Annotated in this window: 14 protein-coding genes; 8 read left to right on the top strand and 6 right to left on the bottom strand. The window is 33.8% G+C overall.

The features are described from left to right. Window positions 1–255: 255 nt before the first annotated feature. From GYW75_RS00620 to GYW75_RS00605, 4 genes are read left to right on the top strand one after another with little or no spacing between them, the layout of a single operon-like run. Window positions 256–3,525 (top strand): helicase-related protein, encoded by a 3,270-nt coding sequence (locus tag GYW75_RS00620; protein WP_174798074.1) that lies wholly within the window; start codon window positions 256–258, stop codon window positions 3,523–3,525. Further along, entirely contained in the window at window positions 3,525–4,130 is a 606-nt protein-coding gene (locus tag GYW75_RS00615; protein ID WP_174798073.1) for a DUF4391 domain-containing protein, read from the top strand. The genes GYW75_RS00620 and GYW75_RS00615 overlap by 1 nt, the downstream gene beginning before the upstream one ends. Continuing rightward, window positions 4,131–5,987 (top strand): site-specific DNA-methyltransferase, encoded by a 1,857-nt coding sequence (locus tag GYW75_RS00610; RefSeq protein ID WP_174798072.1) that lies wholly within the window; start codon window positions 4,131–4,133, stop codon window positions 5,985–5,987. Then, on the top strand, window positions 5,987–9,100 hold the full coding sequence (locus GYW75_RS00605) for a type III restriction-modification system endonuclease (RefSeq protein WP_174798071.1): 3,114 nt from the start codon (window positions 5,987–5,989) through the stop codon (window positions 9,098–9,100). Before GYW75_RS00610 ends, GYW75_RS00605 begins: the two co-directional genes overlap by 1 nt. Window positions 9,101–9,516: 416 nt before the next feature. Here GYW75_RS00605 and GYW75_RS00600 read toward each other — a convergent pair whose 3' ends face one another. The 5 genes from GYW75_RS00600 to aceE all read right to left on the bottom strand — a co-directional run bounded on the left by GYW75_RS00600 (window position 9,517) and on the right by aceE (window position 16,942). Continuing rightward, window positions 9,517–9,873 carry a hypothetical protein gene (locus GYW75_RS00600; protein WP_174798070.1) on the bottom strand — a complete coding sequence of 119 codons (357 nt, stop codon included), beginning with the start codon at window positions 9,871–9,873 and terminating at the stop codon, window positions 9,517–9,519. Window positions 9,874–10,497: 624 nt separating this feature from the next. Next, window positions 10,498–10,854, bottom strand: coding sequence for a hypothetical protein (locus tag GYW75_RS00595; protein ID WP_085165218.1), 357 nt, complete (start codon window positions 10,852–10,854; stop codon window positions 10,498–10,500). Window positions 10,855–11,232: 378 nt separating this feature from the next. After that, window positions 11,233–12,657: a dihydrolipoyl dehydrogenase gene (gene lpdA, locus GYW75_RS00590; protein ID WP_065560236.1), complete on the bottom strand. Its 1,425-nt coding sequence runs from the start codon at window positions 12,655–12,657 to the stop codon at window positions 11,233–11,235. A gap of 16 nt (window positions 12,658–12,673) precedes the next feature. Continuing rightward, complete coding sequence (gene aceF / locus GYW75_RS00585) at window positions 12,674–14,263, bottom strand: pyruvate dehydrogenase complex dihydrolipoyllysine-residue acetyltransferase (RefSeq protein ID WP_174798069.1); 1,590 nt, start codon at window positions 14,261–14,263, stop codon at window positions 12,674–12,676. 12 nt (window positions 14,264–14,275) lie between these two features. Next, the gene (aceE, locus tag GYW75_RS00580; protein WP_065589946.1) at window positions 14,276–16,942 is read right to left on the bottom strand and encodes a pyruvate dehydrogenase (acetyl-transferring), homodimeric type; all 2,667 of its coding nucleotides are present in this window, start codon (window positions 16,940–16,942) and stop codon (window positions 14,276–14,278) included. A 377-nt stretch (window positions 16,943–17,319) separates the two neighbouring features. Here aceE and lipB point away from each other — a divergent pair, with 377 nt between their 5' ends. Then, a complete protein-coding gene (gene lipB, locus GYW75_RS00575) occupies window positions 17,320–17,940 on the top strand; it encodes a lipoyl(octanoyl) transferase LipB (protein ID WP_065589947.1) in 621 nt (206 codons plus the stop codon). Window positions 17,941–17,950: 10 nt separating this feature from the next. Then, complete coding sequence (gene lipA / locus GYW75_RS00570; RefSeq protein WP_174798068.1) at window positions 17,951–18,910, top strand: lipoyl synthase; 960 nt, start codon at window positions 17,951–17,953, stop codon at window positions 18,908–18,910. Window positions 18,911–18,947: 37 nt separating this feature from the next. Here the strand turns inward: lipA and GYW75_RS00565 are convergent, their stop codons facing one another. Then, window positions 18,948–20,720, bottom strand: coding sequence for a DUF3413 domain-containing protein (locus GYW75_RS00565; protein ID WP_174798067.1), 1,773 nt, complete (start codon window positions 20,718–20,720; stop codon window positions 18,948–18,950). Between the two features lie 189 nt (window positions 20,721–20,909). Between GYW75_RS00565 and GYW75_RS00560 the strand changes: the two genes are divergently transcribed. Next, entirely contained in the window at window positions 20,910–22,682 is a 1,773-nt protein-coding gene (locus GYW75_RS00560) for an AAA family ATPase (RefSeq protein WP_202983887.1), read from the top strand. A gap of 117 nt (window positions 22,683–22,799) precedes the next feature. Beyond that, window positions 22,800–23,321, top strand: coding sequence for a bifunctional 3-hydroxydecanoyl-ACP dehydratase/trans-2-decenoyl-ACP isomerase (fabA, locus tag GYW75_RS00555; protein ID WP_174798066.1), 522 nt, complete (start codon window positions 22,800–22,802; stop codon window positions 23,319–23,321). The last annotated feature ends 81 nt before the right edge of the window (window positions 23,322–23,402 follow it).

Here is a 23,402-nt window from a genome sequence, read left to right as displayed (position 1 = left end):
ATGAGATATTCGCTTATGATTTTTATTTATATCAGTAAATTTTTTCCAATTTTTAGCCACTAACAACAACCATACTTTTTAGCAAAAAATAGATAAAAACATTTCTAGACAATAATTTACATTTTTACAATAATAAAAATATCACAATAAATTGCGCTGTAGTTAATCACCAATGACAATACTTTTTTGTAGAAGCTAATTTAAAATAAGGGAAGTTAGCATTAGTACAGATAATATCGCAGAGAAAATAAAACAATGGGAATCATAGATAACATAACGAAAACGCTCCAAGAAGATCTATCAGGCGAAATAAAGCAAGGGAGTAAATTAGCAATCGTTGCCGCATGCTTTTCATTTTTTGCTTTTGAAAAACTCAAAAAAGAGTTGAAAAATATAGATGAACTCCGTTTCATCTTTACTTCGCCAACCTTTATAACCGAGCAAACCCCAAAAGCACAAAGAGAATTCTACATACCACGCCTTAATCGAGAACGTAGCCTTTATGGTACCGAATTTGAAATTAAACTTCGTAACGAATTAACACAAAAAGCGATTGCTAAAGAATGCGCTGATTGGATTAGACAAAAGGTTACATTTAAATCCAACATCACTAATGAAAATATGGCTGGATTCATACATGTAGACGATAATGCTTATATACCAATCAATGGATTTACAACTATTGATCTAGGTTGTGAACGAGGAAACAATGCTTACAACATAGTACAAAAGATTCCTTCTCCAGATTCAATTAAATTTCTTTCCATTTTTAATGAACTTTGGCAAGATAAAACTAAACTTCAGGATGTAACCAATATTGTTATCGACAATATTGCCAGCGCCTACAATGAAAATTCACCTGAGTTTATCTATTTTGTTATCCTCTATAATATTTTTAATGAATTTCTTGAAGATATTTCAGAAGATGTATTGCCCAACGAAGCTACTGGATTCAAAAATAGCAAAATCTGGAATATGCTATTCAACTTTCAAAAAGATGCAGCCTTAGCAATTATCAATAAACTTGAAAAATATAATGGCTGTATTTTAGCTGACAGTGTTGGGCTGGGTAAAACATTTACTGCTTTATCAGTAATTAAATATTATGAAAACCGAAATAAGTCTGTGCTCGTTTTATGCCCTAAAAAACTGAACAATAACTGGAACACTTACAAAGCAAATTACATTAATAACCCCATCGCTGAAGATCGATTACGGTATGATGTGCTTTTTCATACCGACCTTAATCGCTCTTGTGGTAAATCAAATGGTATAGATTTAGATCGAATTCATTGGAATAATTACGACCTTGTAGTGATTGATGAATCACATAATTTCCGTAATGGTGGCAAATTATCAAGCAAAGACAACGAAAATGAAAAAGAAAAAGAAAATCGATATTCAAAATTACTTAATCAAGTGATCCGAAAAGGGGTCAAAACTAAAGTATTGATGCTTTCCGCAACACCTGTTAATAATCGTTTCAATGATTTAAAAAATCAATTAGCCCTTGCTTACGAAGGAAAAACCAGTCATATTGATGAAAATCTCAATACTCATCGTTCATTGGATGAGATTTTTAAGAATGCACAAAAAGCATTTAACATTTGGAGTAAACAAGATACAACTGAAAGAACAACAGAAAGCCTATTACGGATGTTGGATTTTGACTTTTTCGAAGTATTGGATTCTGTTACGATTGCTCGTTCACGCAAACACATTCAAAAATATTACGATACCACAGATATAGGTACTTTTCCAACCAGGCTCAAGCCTATTTCAGTAAGACCTAAACTAACGGATTTAGCTAATGCAATAAGTTATAACGAAATTTTCGAACAACTAATGCTACTGAATCTATCAATTTATACCCCTACCCACTTTATCTTACCAAGTAAAATGGAAAAGTATGCAGAAATATATGAGGACAACACAATTAATGTAGGATTTACCCAAGCTAATCGAGAACAAGGAATTCGTCGTTTAATGGCAATCAACTTGATGAAACGACTGGAAAGCTCGGTATTCTCATTTAATCATACATTAGAACGTATAAAAAACTTTATTCAGCAAACAATAGCTACTATTGAATCTTATAATCAAAGTATAAAAAAAGAATTAGAGCTTACCGATATTACTAATTTCAATGATCTTGATGAAGATGAACAAAATAATGATCAGTTATTTACATTTGGCAAAAAAGTAAAAATTGCCTTAGCCGATATGGATTATCTTTCATGGAAACACTATCTTACTAAAGATTATGAAATCTTATCATTATTAACTCATATGATAAGTGATATCACCGCAAAACATGATATTAAATTACAAAATTTACTTACTATTATTAAAAATAAGCAACTAAACCCCATTAATAACAATAATAAAAAAGTGATTATATTTACCGCTTTTGCCGATACAGCAAGTTATTTGTTTGATCACGTTAGCCAGTATGTACAAAATAACTTTTCCCTACATACCGCAATGATAACAGGTTCGGTTGACGGAAGATCTACTGTACCTAAATTGCATTGTGATTTAAACACTGTTTTAACCTGCTTTTCACCCAAATCAAAAGATAAACACTTGTTAATGCCGAATAACACTCATGAGATTGATATATTAATTGCAACCGATTGCATCTCTGAAGGGCAAAACTTACAAGATTGTGATTATTTAATTAATTACGATATACATTGGAATCCGGTACGAATTATTCAGCGGTTTGGACGTATTGATCGCATAGGCAGCAAAAATCAGTCGATTCAGCTAGTTAACTTTTGGCCTGATGTTACTTTAGATGAATATATTGATCTAAAAGCTAAGGTAGAAACTCGCATGAAAATTGTCGACATGACTGCAACAGGTGATGACAATATTTTAAGTGAAGAAGAAAAATCCGATTTAGCCTATCGTAAAGCACAGCTCAAACGCTTACAAGATGAAGTGGTTGATATTGAAGATATCACTAACAGTATATCAATTATGGATTTAGGTTTAAATGAATTTAGACTTGATTTGCTAGAGTATATCAAAAACCATCCTGAGCTTGATAAAACACCGTATGGATTACATGCAGTTGTGCCAGCTTCACCAGATATACCCGCAGGAGTTATTTATATATTAAAAAATCGGGCAAACAGCATTAATATTAATAATCAAAATCGACTTCATCCATTTTACATGGTGTATGTAGCTAATAATGGCGAAGTTATTTGTGATCATTTATCACCAAAACAATTACTTGATAAAATACGCTTACTTTGCAAAGGCAAAACAGAACCCATTGCAAAATTGTATCAGCAATTTAACAAAATCACAGCCGATGGCAGTAATATGACTCATTTTTCACAACGACTTGGTGATGCCATAAATTCAATTATTGAAGTAAAAAAACACAGTGATATTGATAATTTTTTAAGCGGTAACTCAGTTAGTTTTGTTACCGATAGTATAAAAGGTCTAGATGACTTTGAATTAATCTGTTTTTTAGTTGTCAGTGAATCAGAAAATAAGGTAGCATAATGCTTGGTTTGCCCAAAACGACAGAAATAAATCACCAGTTAGCTAAAAAAACAATCTATGCAAAGTTTAAACTGAACAATGCTACGAAAGAAAAAGTCGATGCAGATATAGCTAAAATTACCCTTGTTAACGAGGTTTCCGCAGCAAAGATAAATCTCGCAGCAGGAAACAACATTAATGCTTTTTTTGTGGCATTGGTACAACTAAAAAAAATCAATTTTAATGAAACAAGCCTTATTTTATTATCCAAACTAATACCGCAAAATATACTATTTATTTTGCAATATGCTAAGCAGGCTAAATTGGCCGTTTTTCAACATAAATTGATACAAAGTGATTGGCAAGCTAAAGAAGAATTACACATTGAATTAAAAGGATTAAACCTTGATAATGTCTGGCAAAACATCATTCAACAAGTCGGCAAATTCAATATTGAGCAAGGCAATAGCCTTGAGCAGCAGATTATCATTGCCGATAAAAGACAAAAACTGATTTTAAATATTGCACGTCTTGAAAAGCAAGCAAGAAAAGAGCTACAGCCTAAAAAAGTATTTGAATTGGTGCAAAAAATTAACCAATTGAAACAAGAGTTAAAGGATTCTTAAATGGATAAATTAAAGATGCATTCACTCAATAAAGTGGATGAAAATATCAAAAAAATCGGCGCACAATTCCCGAACTGTATTACTGAACGCAAAAACCAACAGGGTGAAGTGGAATACGCCATCGACTTTGATCTGCTCAAACAAGAACTTTCATCAGTGATTGTTGAAGGCCGAGAAGAGCGTTACCAATTTACTTGGCCTGATAAAAAGAAATCGATTCTACTTGCTAATGCGCCCATAGCCAAAACTTTACGACCTTGTCGTGAAGAAAGTGTTGATTTTGATGATACCGAAAATTTATATATTGAAGGTGATAATCTTGAGGTATTAAAACTATTGCAGGAAACTTATCTTGGCAAAGTCAAAATGATCTATATCGACCCGCCTTATAATACCGGTAATGATTTTGTTTATGAAGATGATTTTACCCAAAACTCATCAGAATACCTTGAAAACAGTGGGCAATTTGATGATGAAGGCAACCGTTTAGTAAAAAATACAGAAACGAATGGCCGCTTTCATACCGATTGGCTGAATATGATTTATCCACGTTTAAAACTCGCCAGAGATCTATTAACTGATGATGGTGTGATTTTTATTAGTATTGATGATAATGAACAAGAAAATTTAAAGATGTGTTGTAATGAAATTTTTGGCGAGGATAACTTTGTTAACCAATTTGTATGGCTTAGAAATTCGAGTGGTAAAACAGAAATAGATAAATTTACGATAAATACAGAGTATGTATTACTCTACACAAAAACTCGTAATTTTTTATTAAATTCAGCATACAAGCCTTTAGCAGATTCATCAAGAAAAATGTATAACAAGGATGATAACGATGGTAGAGGGCTATATCAAACAGTAAGCTTACAAAAACCACGGGATCCTGGTCCTGAAACAAGTTTTGATTACATCGATAATAGCGGACGTGTATGGCTTTGTCCACCAAAAGGCTGGCGTATGGTATATGACAAAATTAAAGCACTTGAAAATGATAATAGGCTTGTATTTGGAGGGAAAAGTCTACGAGTTAAAGACTATTGGAATGAAAGAGAGAATGAAGGAAAAAGAATTGATACCCTTTGGAATGATTTAGCTGAGAATAATGTAGGAAGCAAGGAACTTGGAACTTCAATCGGTATTAGGGGACTTTTTGATAATCCCAAACCTACATCATTAGTTAATAGATGTTTACAAATTGGAACTAATAATAACGATATAATCCTCGACTTTTTCTCTGGCTCCGCTACTACCGCCCACGCTATTATGCAACTCAACGCAGAAGATGGCGGCAACCGCAAATTTATCATGGTGCAACTGCCAGAAACAACGGATGAGAAAAGCGAAGCTTATAAGGCTGGTTATAAAAATATCTGCGAAATTGGTAAAGAGCGCATTCGCCGGGCAGGCAATAAAATTGCTCAAGAAAATCCACAGGCTAAATTTGATAAAGGCTTTCGCGTCTTAAAGTGCGATAGCAGTAATATGAAAGAGGTTTATTACAACCCTGCTGAGTATAATACCGATCTTCTTGATGTCCTGATTGACAATATCAAAGCCGATAGAACGGCGGAAGATTTATTGTTCCAAGTTATGCTGGATTTGGGTGTATTACTTTCCAGTGATATTAAGCAAACCTCCATTGCCGGTAAAACCGTATTTAACGTAGCGGATAACTTTTTAATGGCTTGTTTTGATACAGACATTAATGAAGAGGTCATCACGGCTATTGCCAAACAAAAACCTTACTATTTTGTTATGCGTGATAGCTCAATGGAAAATGATAGTGTTGCCACCAATTTTGAACAAATTTTTACTACCTACAGCCCTGAAACCAAGAGGAAGGTGTTGTAATGAAATTTAATTTTAAAATTCAACAATATCAAACCGATGCAGTAAATGCAGTAGTTCAAGTTTTTAACGGGCAAGGTTATCAAAATAGCCTGCGTTATGTGCGTGATTTAGGCAATGCACCTACTCAGGCAGAAATGAGTTATGAAACGGCTTCAAGTTATACATCAGATGATAGCTCAATCGATATCGGTTTTAAAAATGAAATTATTTCGTTAACCGATAACGAGTTACTCGCTAATATCAAAAAAATACAAAATATAAACAATATCAAACAGTCGGCTGATTTAATTAAAAACTTAGGTCGGTGTAGTCTTGATATTGAAATGGAAACCGGTACTGGTAAAACCTATGTTTACCTCAAAACCATGTTTGAACTGAACAAGAATTATGGCTGGAGCAAGTTTATTGTTGTGGTACCCTCTATTGCCATTCGTGAGGGAGTAAAAAAAACCTTTGAAATAACCTCAGACCATTTTATGGAGCATTATGGTCAAAAGGCTCGCTTTTTTGTCTATGACAGTAAAAATTTAACTTTATTAGATAGTTTTGCTGCCAATTCGGGCATTAATGTTATGATTATTAATACCCAAGCTTTTGCTTCCTCGCTAAAAGAAGATGGCAAAAATAAAGAAGCTCGAATTATTTACTCAAAACGCGATGCATTTGCCTCGCGCCGGCCGATTGATGTGATAGCCGCTAATAATCCCATTATTATTTTGGATGAGCCTCAAAAAATGGGTGGTGAAGTCACGCAAAAAGCCTTAAAAAATTTTAATCCATTATTTTCATTAAATTATTCTGCTACCCATAAAAAACAGAATAATCTAATTTATGTACTTGATGCACTTGATGCATACAATAAACGGCTAGTTAAAAAAATTGAAGTAAAGGGTTTTGAAGTTAAAAATCTAAGAGGTACTGATAGCTACTTGTATCTTGAACAAATCGTCTTATCCAGTAAAAAACCACCACTGGCAAATATTGAGCTAGAAATAAATCATAAGAATGGTATCAAACGTGAAATTCGCCATTTTACTGAGGGTGATAATCTTTATTCTGTTTCAAAACAGATGCAGCAATACAAGGGATATACAGTATCTGAGATCAATCCTTTGACTGGAATAGTCACTTTTACCAATGGTGTTTCAATTAAAACCGGTGAAGTGATAGGTGATATTTCTGAAGAAAATATGCGCCGCATTCAAATTAGAGAAACCATATTATCTCACTTTGACAAAGAAGAAAAATTGTTCAATATGGGCGTTAAATCACTATCATTATTTTTTATTGATGAAGTAGCTAAATACCGCCAATATGATGAAAACAATAACGAAATATTGGGCGAATATGGACAAATATTTGAACAAGAATACCTAACGATTTTGCAACAATACTTAGACCAAGCCAGCAACACACCTTATCAACAATATTTAAAAACTAAGTGTAATGATGCAAGCCAAGTACATAAAGGTTACTTTAGCATTGATAAAAAAACTGGCAAAAGTATTGATAGCCAATTAAAACGAGGTAGCGAATCTTCAGATGATATTTCAGCTTACGACCTGATTCTTAAAAATAAAGAACAACTGTTAAGCTTTGATGAGCCCACTCGATTTATCTTTTCGCACTCAGCACTACGTGAAGGTTGGGATAATCCCAATGTTTTCCAGATTTGTACACTAAAACACTCCGATAACCAAACAGCTAAACGGCAAGAAGTTGGTCGTGGTCTTCGTTTATGTGTTAATCAAGATGGTAATCGTATGGATATTGAAAGCTGCGGCGAACAAGTCCACGATATCAACATGTTAACCGTTATCGCTAGTGAAAGTTATAGAAACTTTGTTAATGATCTTCAAGCCGACATAAAAACAGTCATTTATGATCGACCAACTGTTGCCACCAGTGAGTACTTTTTTGGTAAATATGTAGAAGTTAATGGTGTATCAACCATTATCGATAAAGCAGTAGCTGATAAAATTGAATTTTATTTAATTAGTCATGGCTATGTTGATATCGAGCGTAAAATAACCGATAAATACCGCAACGATGTTGTAATGAACTCAGTGGCACCATTACCAGATGAATTACAACCAATGGGTGACGGAATTCATCGCCTAATTCAGACTATTTATAATGATAGCGAGTTAGACGCCATGTTTACCGATGGTCATGAAACAAAGATTAAAGATAATCCACTTAATGAGAATTTTGATAAAGCCGAATTCCAAGCATTATGGCAGCAAATTAATCAGCAATATGCCTATACTGTTGACTTTGATAGTGATGAATTAATCAACAAAGCAATTGCTCATATCAACGATAAGTTATTTGTCTCGCAGCTACAATACATTACGGCTGTCGGTCAACTTAAAGAGCAGATAACGACACAAAGTATCTATCAAAATGATGCGTTTAAAACTCAAGAAACAAAGACTACCACTTTGGAACATGCTTATTTTAAACCAATAAAATACGACTTGATTGGTCAGATTGCGCAAGAAACCACATTAACCCGCAAAACAGTAGTGGCCATATTAAAGGGATTAGATACAAAAAAACTAGATATGTTCAAGGATAATCCAGAAGAATTTATTGCTAAAATTATTAAATTAATTAAAGAACAAAAAGCAACTACAATTATAGAACATATTACATACAATAAAACTTCAGGCAAATATGACAGTACTATTTTCACTCAGGAAAAAAGTTTACAAAGTTACGATAAAGCGTTTTTAGCGAAAAAAGCAATTCAAAATTATGTATTTACCGATGGTCTAGCCGAAAAAAGTATTGAACGGAAATTTGTTGAAGATCTTGATACGGCAGAAGAAGTGTGCGTATATGCAAAATTACCAAAAGGTTTTCATATTCCAACACCTGTTGGTAATTATTCACCCGATTGGGCAATTGCTTTTCATGTTGGGAAAGTAAAGCATATCTTTTTTATTGCTGAAACCAAAGGTACAATGGATAGTTTAAATTTAAGACCAATTGAACAAGCAAAAATTTCGTGCGCGAAAAAGCTTTTTAACGAACTTTCGACTAGTAAGGTACGCTATCATGATGTTGATAGTTATCAAAGCCTGATGAATATAATGAATTCATTATAAAATTACTTTCATTTAAAAATATAGTTATAGATAATTTATTTATTTTTTACTGAAACGTATAGTTACCTGAAACTTTTTGACAAAAATTGTCTTATAAAAAAATAAAAATGCCGTTAGTTTAAGCTAACGGCATTTTATTAAGTAAATAAGGATGCAACAGGAAAGGCGTGTTCAAATATTAAATTTTGATCAGCAAAAACATTCAGTTTTAACATATCAAACTCTGTTACCAACATCCAAATATTGTTTAATACTTTGTGAATCAAAATTCCAAGCTATTTAATCAAAGGCAGAAAGATGGAACCGTGTTTTATGAATTTTATTTAGAATAATTTCTATTACCAATACTTACTGAGTATTATTAGGCTGTCAACAATCAATAATAAATAGGTTTATGTTAGTATTTCTTCTATCAATTAATCATATTCAATTTTATATCTGCCAATAACATCAAAAATATGATCATAAGTACTAAGAATTACGCGTTGCTTGCCTTTTTTATGAACTTCATCGACTAAATCAAAACTAGATTTTGAATATTTTTCATAAGGGTATTCATCTATTAGATAAATAGATAAGCTATCAATATCACTAAAAATAAATGTAACTTTAACTTCTGGAACATTTAAGATTTCTGGCTTACAGCCTGCTAATGATAATGATGTATTGACCATCAAAGTGAATGGTATACATTCTAATTTAACGTCAGATAATATCAATGCATTGCGTGTATAAATAATGCCGTATTTTGTTTGTATTTCCTGTGTATTCATATAAACCTCATTTTTTCAATTTATTATTAATGGGTATTGTTTTTCTGAAAAATCTTTTTATATATTTACAGACAAATTTATCTGCGATAAATCATCTGAATAAAATCCTAAGTATTCTAATCTTTTTAATAATATAAAGACACCTGTTAATAACCAATACTAGGGTATTGACGTTTACGAAAGTTATCAATGATATATAACTTATTTATCTCTCGTTTTCATTAAGATCAACACTTAGTTATTTAATTCATTTTTTACTGAAACGTATAGTTACCTGAAACTTTTTGACAAAAATTATCTTATAAAAAAATAAAAATGCCGTTAGTTTAAGCTAACGGCATTTTATTAAGTAAATAAGGATGCAACAGGAAAGGCGTGTTCAAATATTAAATTTTGATCAGCAAAAACATTCAGTTTTAACATATCAAACTCTGTTACCAACATCCAAATATTGTTTAATACTTTGTGAATCAAAATTCCAAGCTATTTAATCAAAGGCTGAAAGATAGAACCGTGTTTTATGAATTTTATTTAGAATAATTTCTATTACCAATACTTACTGAGTATTTTTAGGCTGTCAACAACCAACAATAGATAGGTTTATGTTGGTATTTCTTCTATCAATTAATCATATTCAATTTTATATCTGCCAATAACATCAAAAATATGATCATAAGTACTAAGAATTACGCGTTGCTTGCCTTTTTTATGAACTTCATCGACTAAATCAAAACTAGATTTTGAATATTTTTCATAAGGGTATTCATCTATTAGATAAATAGATAAGCTATCAATATCACTAAAAATAAATGTAACTTTAACTTCTGGAACATTTAAGATTTTTGGCTTACAGCCTGCTAGTGATAATGATGTATTGACCATCAAAGTGAATGGTATACATTCTAATTTAACGTCAGATAATATCAATGCATTTCGTGCATAAATAATGCCGTATTTTGTTTGTATTTCCTGTGTGTTCATATTAACCTCATTTTTTCAATTTATTTTGATTGGTATCGTTTTTTTGAAAAATCTCTTAATATACTTACAGACAAATTTATCTTAGATAAATCATCTAAATCATCTGAATAAAATCCTAAGTATTGTAATCTTTTTAATAATATAAAGACACCTGTTAATAACCAATACTAGGGTATTGACGTTTACCAAAGTTATCAAAGATATATAACTTATTTATCTCTCGTTTTCATTAAGATCAACACTTAGTTATTTAATTCATTTTTTACTGAAACGTATAGTTACCTGAAACTTTTTGACAAAAATTATCTTATAAAAAATAAAAATGCCGTTAGTTTGAGCTAACGGCATTCTATTAAGTATATAAATGACCTTTTATTACTATTTCTTCTTCGCTTTAGCATTTGGTAAATCAGTGACAGAGCCTTCATAAATTTCAGAGGCTAAGCCAATTGATTCATGCAATGTTGGGTGAGCATGAATTGTTAATGCGATATCTTCGGCATCACAACCCATTTCGACAGCTAAGGTGATTTCACCAAGTAATTCACCACCATTTGCACCAACAACCGCACCACCTAATAGGCGATTATCTGCTTTATTGAAGATCAGTTTTGTCATCCCTTCAGAGCAATCAGAAGCAATAGCTCGTCCTGAAGCTGCCCATGGGAAGATTGATACTTCATAATCAATACCTTTCTCTTTCGCTTCTTTTTCAGTTAAACCAACCCAAGCAACTTCAGGTTCAGTATAAGCGATAGAAGGAATGGTTTTTGGATCAAAGAAGTGTTTTTTACCTGCAATTACTTCTGCTGCCACATGACCTTCGTGTACGCCTTTGTGCGCAAGCATTGGTTGACCAACAATATCTCCAATTGCATAGATATGCGGAACATTGGTACGCATCTGTTTATCGACTTCGATAAATCCACGGTCAGTAACATTAACCCCTGCTTTTTCCGCACTAATTAATTTACCATTTGGTGTACGACCAATAGCCACTAATACCGCATCATAAGTATGAGTTTCGGTGCTGCCGTCTTTCTTTTCCATGGTAACATAAATTGCATCATGTTTTGCTTCAACGGTAGTAACTTTAGTTTCCAATCGTAAAGTGAATTTCTTTTGGATCTGCTTAGTAAAGACTTTAATTACATCTTTATCAGCAGCCGGAATCACTTGATCAAACATTTCAACTACATCGACTTCTGAACCAAGTGCATGGTATACAGTCCCCATTTCAAGACCTATAATTCCGCCACCCATTAATAATAATTTTTTAGGAATGGTGGTTAAGGCTAAGGCATCTGTAGAATCCCAAATACGAGGATCATCATGTGGAATAAAAGGCAACTTGATTGGACGAGAGCCCGCTGCAATAATTGCATTATCAAAGGTGATCTTAGTGATTCCTTTTGATGAAGTTACCTCCATTGTATGACTACCAGTAAACTGTGCTTCACCTTGAATAACATTGACTTTGCGCATTTTGGCCATACCAGCTAGTCCATTAGTCAGTTGACTAATAACTTTTTCTTTCCAGCCACGCACTTTGTCTAATTCAAGTCTAGGTGTACCAAAATGGATACCATGTTCGGTTAATGATTTTGCTTCATCCATTACTTTAGCAACATGAAGTAATGCTTTTGATGGAATACAGCCTACATTTAAACAAACACCACCAAGTGTTGAATAACGTTCAACAAGGGTAACTTCTAGTCCAAGGTCGGCAGCACGGAACGCAGCGGAATAACCCGCTGGTCCTGCTCCTAAAACCACAACTTGTGTTTTAACATCTTGACTCATAATTTGATCTCCTTAATTACATCACTAAACGACGTAAGTCGGATAAGACGTTGACAATATGGCTTAAGAAGCGTGCACCATCAGCACCATCAATAACTCGGTGATCGAATGATAATGATAATGGCAACATTAGCCGTGGTGTAAACTCTTTGCCATTCCAAACTGGTTTCATGCTAGAGCGAGATACACCTAAAATACCAACTTCTGGCGCATTAACAATTGGTGTAAACGAGGTTGTACCAATGCCACCAAGGCTAGAAATAGTGAAACATCCACCTTGCATATCGCTACCTGTCAATTTACCTTCACGTGCCTTTTTAGAAATTGCCGCAAGCTCACGAGAAAGTTCAACAATACCCTTTTTATCAACATCTTTAAATACTGGTACTACAAGACCATTTGGTGTATCGACAGCAACGCCAATATTAATGTATTTTTTGATAATTAAGGTTTGGGCATCTTCAGATAATGAGCTATTAAAGCGTGGATACGCTGTTAATGCACTTGCTACCGCTTTCATGATAAACACAAGTGGCGTGATCTTAAGATCAAGTTTTTTCTTTTCTGCTTCTGCATTTTGTTGCTTACGGAATGCTTCTAAATCAGTAATATCTGTTTCATCAAATTCTGTCACATGCGGAATCATTACCCAGTTACGGTGTAAATTTGCACCTGATACTTTTTGAATTTTAGTTAATGGTAAACTTTCAACTTCACCAAATTTGCTAAAATCAACTTTAGGCCATGGTAATAGACCAGGTAATGCACCACCTGTAGCGCCACTTTCAATTTGTTTAACAGCATTTTTTACGTAAGTTTGAATGTCTTCACGTAAAATACGGTTTTTAGGACCTGTAGCAGTAACTTTTGCTAAATTTACCCCAAATTCACGTGCTAAACGACGTACAGATGGTGTTGCATGAGCATAAGCATCGTTTTCAACAAACTCATTGCTTGATGAAGCAGGCGCTGATTTTGCAGCAACTGGTGCTGGCGTTGGCTCAGGTGCTGCTTTTTCAGCAACAGGCGCTGCGGCAGCTGGAGCTGCTTGAGTAACTGGAGCTGCACTAGATGTGGTTTCAAATTCCATGATTTTGGAACCTGTTTTCACTTTATCACCCACTTTTATCGTGATACTTTTAACCGTACCAGCAATGGTTGCTGGTACTTCCATTGAGGCTTTATCACCCTCAACGGTAATTAATGAATCATCAACAGATATAGTATCGCCTACTTTTACCAAAATTTCCGTTACTTCGACTTCATCACCACCAATATCTGGAACTTTTACATCTACAATTTGGCTAGTTGCTGTTGGCGTTACTTCAACTTTTGGTGCTTCTTGTGCTGTAGCTGGAGCGGCAGTTTCGCCACCTTGCTCATCAAAGACCATAATGTCAACGCCTGTTTTGACTTTATCGCCAATTTTTACAGAAATAGATTTAACAATACCAGCCTGTGGTGCAGGGATTTCCATTGATGCTTTATCACCTTCAACTGTCATAATTGACTGATCAGCTTCAACTTTATCACCTATTTTAACCAGAATTTCGGTTACTTCTACTTCGTCACCACCGATATCAGGTAATTTGATTTGAATACTCATTATAATAACCTCTTATGCAATTCGTGGATTAAGTTTATCGGCATTGATTTCGAATTTTTTGATCGCATCTTCAACAACACTAACTTCAATATCGCCACGTTTAGCAAGTTCACCCAATGCTGCAACCACAACATAAGATGCATCGACTTCAAAGTGATGACGTAAATTTTCACGGCTATCACTGCGACCGAAACCGTCAGTACCGAGTACTCGATAACTTTCAGCAGGTACAAATCCACGAATTTGCTCAGCAAACAATTTCATATAATCAGTTGAAACCACCGCTGGATTGTTATTCATAATTTGTGCAACATAAGGCACTTTTGGTGTTTCACTTGGATGCAACATATTATATCGTTCACAATCTTGACCATCACGAGCCAGTTCAGTAAATGATGTTACGCTATAAACTTCTGAGCTAATACCATAATTTTTAGCTAAGATTTCAGCCGCTTCACGAACATGACGTAAAATAGAGCCTGAACCTAGTAACTGAACAGTCGGTTTGCCTTTTTGACCCTCAACGGTATCTAGTTTATAAATACCTCGTCGAATGCCCTCTTCTGCACCTTCTGGCATTGCTGGTTGTGCGTAGTTTTCATTGAGAGTTGTAATGTAGTAGTAAACGTTTTCTTGCTCACCATACATGCGACGTAAACCGTCTTGCATGATTACTGCAACTTCATAAGCATAAGCAGGATCATATGATATACAGTTAGGGATGGTTAATGCTTGAATGTGACTGTGACCATCTTGGTGTTGTAGACCTTCACCATTTAGCGTTGTACGACCAGAGGTTCCACCAATCATAAATCCACGTGCTTGTTGATCACCTGCTGCCCACATTAGATCACCAATACGTTGGAATCCAAACATTGAATAGTAAATGTAGAATGGAATCATTGGAAAATCATTTGTGCTATATGAAGTGGCCGCAGCAATCCAAGAAGCCGTTGCACCACATTCATTAATTCCTTCTTGAAGAATTTGACCTTTCTCATCTTCACGATAATAAGCCACTTGTTCTTTATCTTGTGGTGTATATTGTTGACCGTGTGGATTATAAATACCAATTTGACGGAATAAACCTTCCATACCAAAAGTACGTGCTTCATCAGCTAGAATAGGTACTAGACGTGGAGCAAGTTCTTTATCCTTAAGCATAATATTAAGCGCACGGACAAATGCTATAGTGGTTGATATTTCTTTCGATTGAGCTTCAAGTAATGACGCAAATTCACTTAATGGAGGAATTGAAACAGTTCCTGAAAAATGAGTTAATCTAGATGGTACATAACCATGTAACGCTTCACGACGCTCATGAATGTATTTGTATTCTGGCGTGTGTTCCTCAAATTTGATGTATGGTAATTTTTCAAGTGCTTCATCTGTCACTGGAATATTGAAGAAATCGCGAACATGACGCACGCCATCCATATTCATTTTTTTCACTTGGTGAGCGATATTTTTTGCTTCAGCAGCAGCCCCCATACCATAACCTTTTATGGTGTGAGCAAGAATAACAGTTGGGCGATCTTTAGTTTCTTTTGCTCGTTGGAATGCTGCAAACATTTTAGCAGGATCTTGACCACCACGGTTTAATCTAAAGATTTCTTCATCAGACATATCTTTAACTAATTCAGCAGTTTCAGGGTATTTACCAAAGAAATGCTCGCGAACATAAGCACCGTCTTTTGATTTTAATGTTTGATAATCCCCATCAAGTGTTTCATTCATTAGTCGAATTAACTTACCTGATTTATCTTTTTGGAGAAGTTTATCCCAACGGTCACCCCAAAGAACTTTAATTACGTTCCAACCAGCACCAGCAAATACACCTTCTAGTTCATTGATAATTTTTCCATTACCCGTTACTGGACCATCTAAACGTTGTAAATTACAGTTGATAACAAAAACTAAATTATCTAGTTTTTCTCGTGTTGCAACGGTAATTGCACCTTTTGATTCTGGTTCATCCATCTCACCATCACCTAAGAAAGCATAGACAGTTTGTTCAGAAGTATCTTTCAACCCACGATTTTCTAAATATTTTAAGAAACGTGCTTGATAAATGGCATTAACAGGACCAAGCCCCATCGATACTGTTGGAAATTGCCAAAATTCTGGAAGCAATTTAGGATGAGGGTATGATGGTAAACCTTTACCATGAACTTCTTGACGGAAATTATCTAATTGCTCTTCGGTTAAACGTCCTTCAATAAAGGCTCGAGAATAAATACCTGGTGAGATGTGCCCTTGGAAGTAAATTAAATCACCGCCATCTTTTTCATTACGAGCACGGAAAAAGTGGTTAAAACAGACTTCATAAAAAGTAGCTGCAGATTGGAACGATGCCATATGACCACCAAGCTCTAAATCTTTCTTTGAAGCTCGTAACACCATCATAATTGCATTCCAACGGACAATTGAACGAATACGTCTTTCTATTTCCCAATCGCCAGGATAAGTAGGTTGCTCTTCTACTGGAATAGTATTGACATAATTACTTGTTGAAGATCCAAAAAGTACTGGAACACCCCCATCTCTCGCCTTATTAACTATTTGTTCAATAATATACTGTGCACGTTCGATTCCTTCTTCTCGAATAATAGACTCAACACTTTTGAGCCAATCTTGTGTTTCAATGGGATCGACATCATTCATTTGCATGTCCGACATATAAAAACCTCTTTTTTTGTTTAGAAAAATGCATTATTTGCTATTCTCAATTACATTAAAAAACGTAATAAAAGAAAGCTTAAACTCTGCATTACGGAGCTTCATTAATATCAGTCTGCCATTTAAAAAAAAAAAGTAAAGCAAACTGCCGCTTTGAAAAGAATGTTAATTCCTATCAAATTAATCAACTATTTCAATACTAATAATAAAATAAATGGTATTTATCTGATAAATAACTAAATTTTACTTAATAATAAATTTAAATATTATTCCTAACAGCTATGCTTAGAATAACTACAAGTTGTCAAGTTATTACAAAATCTGTTATATACTTGTAAAAATTTCGATAATATTACTTGAAGACAACAGAAAAAACTATGATCATTAATAATGTCATAATCAAAGACTTAAAAATTAAACCATATGTGTATACCTATCAAGCTATGCATGACTTTACCAAACAACGCAATGAGCATTCTCTTGATGAAATCTGGTTAGTCGAGCATGAACCGGTATTTACCCAAGGTAAAGTTGGTAAAGCAGAACATTTATTAAATCAGACAAATATCCCTGTTATTCAGACCGATCGCGGTGGTCAAATTACTTACCATGCTCCAGGTCAACAAATCATGTATATTTTATTTGATTTAAAAAGACTTAAGATAGGTATCCGAGATGTAGTTAGTTATTTAGAAAATAGTGTCATTCAAACATTGCTCCATTATGGTATTATAGCTAATGCAAAGTCTGATGCACCAGGAGTATATATTAACGAAAAGAAAATTTGTTCACTTGGTTTGCATATCAGTCGTGGCTGCACTTTACATGGACTTGCATTCAATGTTGATATGGATCTTTCCCCTTTTAATAACATTAACCCTTGTGGCTACGCTGGATTACAAATGACGCAACTAAAAGAATATGTCTCTCAAATTGACCGTAAAGAGATAAAACAACTATTAACTAATAATTTTATTAAGCAGTTACCTCAAAGATAAGATACCAATTATGCAAAATAATGAAACAATAATCAGAAGTTCGAAATATCGTGATGCCGAAAAGACGCGCTTAATTCCAACTGTAACATTAGAAGATGTCGCACCGCTAAAAAAACCTGAATGGATGCGAATTAAATTATCTGCTCACTCTGATAATATAGCACATATTAAAAACACAATGCGCAAACATGGATTACATTCAGTCTGTGAAGAAGCATCTTGCCCTAATTTAGCTGAATGTTTTAATCATGGCACGGCTACTTTTATGATTTTAGGTGATATTTGTACCCGCCGTTGCCCATTTTGTGATGTAGCTCATGGTAGACCATTACCACCAGATAGTAAAGAACCCATTAAGCTAGCGAAAACCATTCAAGAAATGAAATTACGATATGTTGTTATTACCTCGGTTGATAGGGATGATTTAAAAGATGGTGGAGCTAGCCATTTTGCTAATTGTACTCGAGAAATCAGGGAATTAAACCCAAATATAAAGGTTGAAACATTAACTCCTGATTTTCGTGGTTGTATTGATGAAGCAATTGATGTCTTAAGTGATAATCCTCCCGATGTATTTAATCATAATTTAGAAAATATACCTCGCTTATATAAAAGGATTCGACCTGGCGCTAACTATGAAGGATCACTTAAATTACTGGCAGCATTTAAAGAACGACATCCTGAAATTCCTACAAAATCTGGCTTAATGGTAGGACTTGGCGAAACAAATCAAGAATTAATTCAAGTGTTAAAAGATTTACGCAGCCATGGTGTTACTATGTTGACGCTTGGTCAATATTTACAACCAAGTAAATATCATTTACCCGTTGAACGTTATGTTTCGCCACAAGAATTTGAAGAATTAAAGCAAACGGCATTAAACATGGGATTCACACATGCAGCTTGTGGACCATTTGTACGTTCATCTTATCATGCTGATTTACAAGCAATGGGCAAAGAGGTGAAGTAATCTTCACCCCTTTTTATAATTCTACTCAAAAGCTAAATCAATTATCCACAACCATAAAACGGCGATTTTCAGTAACGATTTGCAAAAAGATGGGTAAGCTAATTTTTTCTTCTTTTTGCAATTTACCATTAATATCATAAATTTTAGAACGACCAAAAGCATCTAAAACAACCGTTTTATCATCATAAAGTGCTGCTATAGTATTTTCATCACCAGCAACTAGCCATTGTCTAGGCTTTTGAGTAAATAGGTTTTTACCTTGACTGTATTGTTGAGGTGGCGTAGTAACATAAAATGCGTCTTGCATTAATGTAAGCATAATATCAGTTTGCGAAGTTGCTTCTGTTATTTGGGCACTTCCTTTATTTGGCCATGATATAATCAATGGTACTTTTAATGATTCTCTGTTAAAGTCGCTTCCTGCATTGCGTAACGCTACTTTTTTCACCTCGTCAATTTTAATATCATTCGAACCAGTAATAACAATAATCGTATCATCATAGGCATTAGATAATTTTAAATAGGCAATTAATGATTCAATGTATTGATCTAGCCTTTTAGCTTCTGATTGAAGATCTGATATTGTAATTTTTTTATTTTTACTACCCAATGAATATTGGATTATAGAAAACAAAGGTGCATGATTAGAAAGGCTATTTTGTTCTTCATGCCAAGTCCTCCAGTTTTCTGTTATTTGTTTATTAGATTGTTTTTTAGGTTGTGGTATTGAAAAATTAGATAACAAAGCTGAACGATATAAAGGCTCAGCAAAACCATCTTCCGAAAATAGACCTAAGTTGTAGTGCTGTTTTGTAACGACATCAAGCAATACAGACGGTTTATGTCCAACAAGGATACTATTATAGTAGTTAGGATCTAATCCATAAAACAATGAAAAGTCATTTAAATAGGACTGATTACTTGCACCATAATGATTAGCAAAGAAAATATTATCTTGAGAAAATTCATTTAACCACGGCATATGTTGAGTTAATAAATTAGTATTCCACCCTTCAATAACAATCATTAACACATTATTTTTTATTGGCTTTTGATTATAAACAATATTTCCCAACGGATATTCAATTGCCATCGCAAAAGGATTCCCTTCTTGAGCAACACGATCACGATAATCATTTTCTTTAATAAAGCCATAGCGCTCAAGAAAATGGCGAGCAGTTAAAGGATAAGAAAGTGGTAGGCTTGAACGCTGCATAGTAATTGGTCGATAAAAATTAGCATCAGCCCAAATATGAATCAAATGTGAGGCAACAAAACAAAGAATAAAAAGAATTACTACAGGCTTTGCATAGCGTTTACGTTTACTTAAGCTACGTAATTTTTTCCAGCTCCATACCGAAAATAAAATTTCAATCAACAAAATAAACGGAATAGCAATAAATACCGTACTTAAATAAGTGACTTTTTGCGATGAAAATAATTGCCAAATAGACAAATTAAGGTGCATTCTAAAATGCGAAAAAACTTCAATATCAATAATTAGTAATGAAAGACCTACTGTTGCAAAAACCGTTGCAATTATCCTTTGCCATCGAGATGAATGAATGAAAAAACTTAACGGAAAAAGCAGAATTAAATAAGCAATAAAGGTCAAATAGCTGAAATGTCCGATTGCACTAATAATTGCATAAAATCGCCCCATAAAAGTACGAGGCCAATCTGCAATAAATAAATATTGACTACCTAGTAAAATTACAACAAAAATATTAAACAACGTAAACCAATGCCCCCAACTAACAATTTGTGAGGCACGATAGTCTTTGAAGTAAGTATTTTTGATTTTGAGCATATTAAGTCGTTGCTAATGGTGGTTATTAAGATAAATAAACAATAAATTATGTTTTAGTTTACCTGATTTTAAAAAATCTTTCTGTAAATTTTTTATTTGCTACCATAAAGATTTTGGTAATCTGTTGGCGATACATCGGATACTTGTTATAATTTCAAAATGAAATAAGTTAACAAAAAGATAAAAACTTTGGCAATTAAACAACTCAACGCAAAACAGATCCAGCCTGATTTATCCTATATTTCTGAACTTAGAAACAAAACTAATAATTCAATATCATTAGCATCAGAAAAATCAGAACATTTACTCATGTGGCAACCACGTGTGGCCTCTGCCTTAGCACTGTTATGCCCACCCAAAAGAGTATGTTATAGCCCCCGCTTTATGTTGCTTAAAGCACCTGAAAGCGAGCTTTTTTTTGATTTACTAAGACAAGCCATTAAATCTGATTTATCTTCACCTTCATTAGGCTATAGTTATTTTTTTAGCGAAAGTAAAATTACGCTGGCCAATGCAAAGAGCAAACAAGATAATTTTGCAGCCCAAGACAATTGTTTATTTGCATCTTCTGTTGATAGTGAAAAACTATTTGGTTGTGTTAGACAACCTGAAAATAGCCCTATAAAATTACAAGCTGGACTTGTTCATCGTGCTAATGGCGGCATTTTAATTTTAGGCCTTCGCTCACTACTTAGCCAACCATTGTTATGGTCTAAACTAAAACAAATGGTAATAAAGCAAGAGTTTGAATGGGTTTCAGCTGACGAATCTCATCCTTTACCTTTGTCTATTCCTCCTATGCCACTTGATTTACGAATCATTTTAGTTGGGGATAGATTAAGTTTAGCAGAATTACAAGATTTTGAACCTGAATTTTATTCAACTTCTATTTATACTGAATTTGAAAATGAATTGCAGGTCAAATCGCCAGAACAAATCGAACAATGGATTAATTATTTAAATTTTATTGCGAACAAACAACAATTACCCAATATTGATACCTTAGCTTTAGCAAAAATTTACAAAGAGGCTACTCGCTATACTGGTGATCAACATTACCTCCCTCTTTCGGTAGATTGGATTAATTCGCTATTAGTTAATGCTACACACTTTATGCAAAATAATGTAATCGATGAATCAGCCATCACTTCTGCTATAAAGCAAAAATCATGGCATGAAAATTATTTGCAAGAAAGGCTACATGAGGAGATATTTAGTAATCAAATAATGATTAATACTAAAGAGCAAGTTGTTGGTCAAATAAATGGCTTATCAGTCATTGAATACCCTGGATATCCAAAAGCGATTGGTGAACCCACTCGTCTAAGTTGTCTTATTCATTTTGGTGATGGAGAGATAATTGATATAGAACGCAAAACAGAATTAGCTGGTAATATTCACTCAAAAGGAATGATGATAATGCAGGCATTTATTATGTCTGAATTTGCTATCAATCATCAATTACCTTTTTCAACTTCTTTAGTGTTTGAACAATCTTACAGTGAAATTGATGGTGACAGCGCTTCACTTGCAGGGCTTTGTGCAATCATTAGCGCTTTATCACAGCAACCTATTGATCAGCAATTGGCTGTTACTGGTTCAGTAGATCAATTTGGTCATGTCCAATCAATTGGTGGAGTGAACGAAAAAATTGAAGGATTTTTTGCTGTTTGTAAACAACAAGGCTTAACAGGTCAACAAGGAGTGATCATACCAGCCACCAATCAACGCCATTTAAGTTTAAATGATGATGTTATTGAAGCAATCGATCAAGGAAAGTTTTCAATATGGTCTGTTGAACATGTTGCTGATGCGCTTTACCTACTAACAGGTATTCCTTATAAAGATAAAGATAGCATTAATCTTTACCAATTGATTCATGCACGTATGCAAGCAGTATTGTTGCAGGACAAAAAACAAGATAGTTGGTTAAGTAGATGGCAAAAATATTGCAAAAAGTAACAATACCAAATAAACTTTGGTTCAAAATTTTATTAATTACGAAATAGAAAAAGAGAGTTAGTTAACTTTCAATTTTTCAAAACATGTTTTAATTTACATTAAATAAAAGGTTTTTTTATGACATTTGAACGTAAATCATCGTACGATAAAGCAGATCTGATTAAATCAGGCAATAATGAGTTATTTGGTCATGATGGACCACCATTACCATCTGATTTAATGTTAATGATGGATCGTATTATTGAAATGAATGAAAACGGTGGCAACTTTAGCAAAGGTTTTGTTGAAGCTGAACTTGATATTAATCCCGATTTATGGTTTTTTAAATGTCATTTTAAAAACGATCCAGTTATGCCTGGTTGCCTAGGACTTGATGCTATGTGGCAATTAGTTGGATTTTATTTAGGTTGGATTGGTGGTAAAGGGAAAGGCCGCGCTTTAGGTGTTGGTGAGGTAAAATTTACTGGCCAAGTACTACCAACCAATAAAAAAGTAACCTATAAAATCCATTTCAAACGTGTTATTAATCGCAAATTAATTATGGGTATCGGTGATGGTGAAGTTTTTGTTGATGGTAAGCTTATTTATCAAGCATCTGATTTAAAAGTAGGTCTATTCCAAGATACCAACGCTTTTTAATTTAAAGCTACTCATTCTGTCAGCCTTATTAAATACAAGTAAGGTTGACATCATCTCTTTTTTATTAAATCCATATTTAGT

The organism is Gilliamella sp. ESL0232, from assembly GCF_013346885.1.
In the GTDB taxonomy this organism is placed as follows: Bacteria; Pseudomonadota; Gammaproteobacteria; order Enterobacterales; family Orbaceae; genus Gilliamella; species Gilliamella bombi.
Note: the sequence above shows the minus strand (reverse complement) of the source record. Positions and strands in the feature narration are given on the sequence as shown.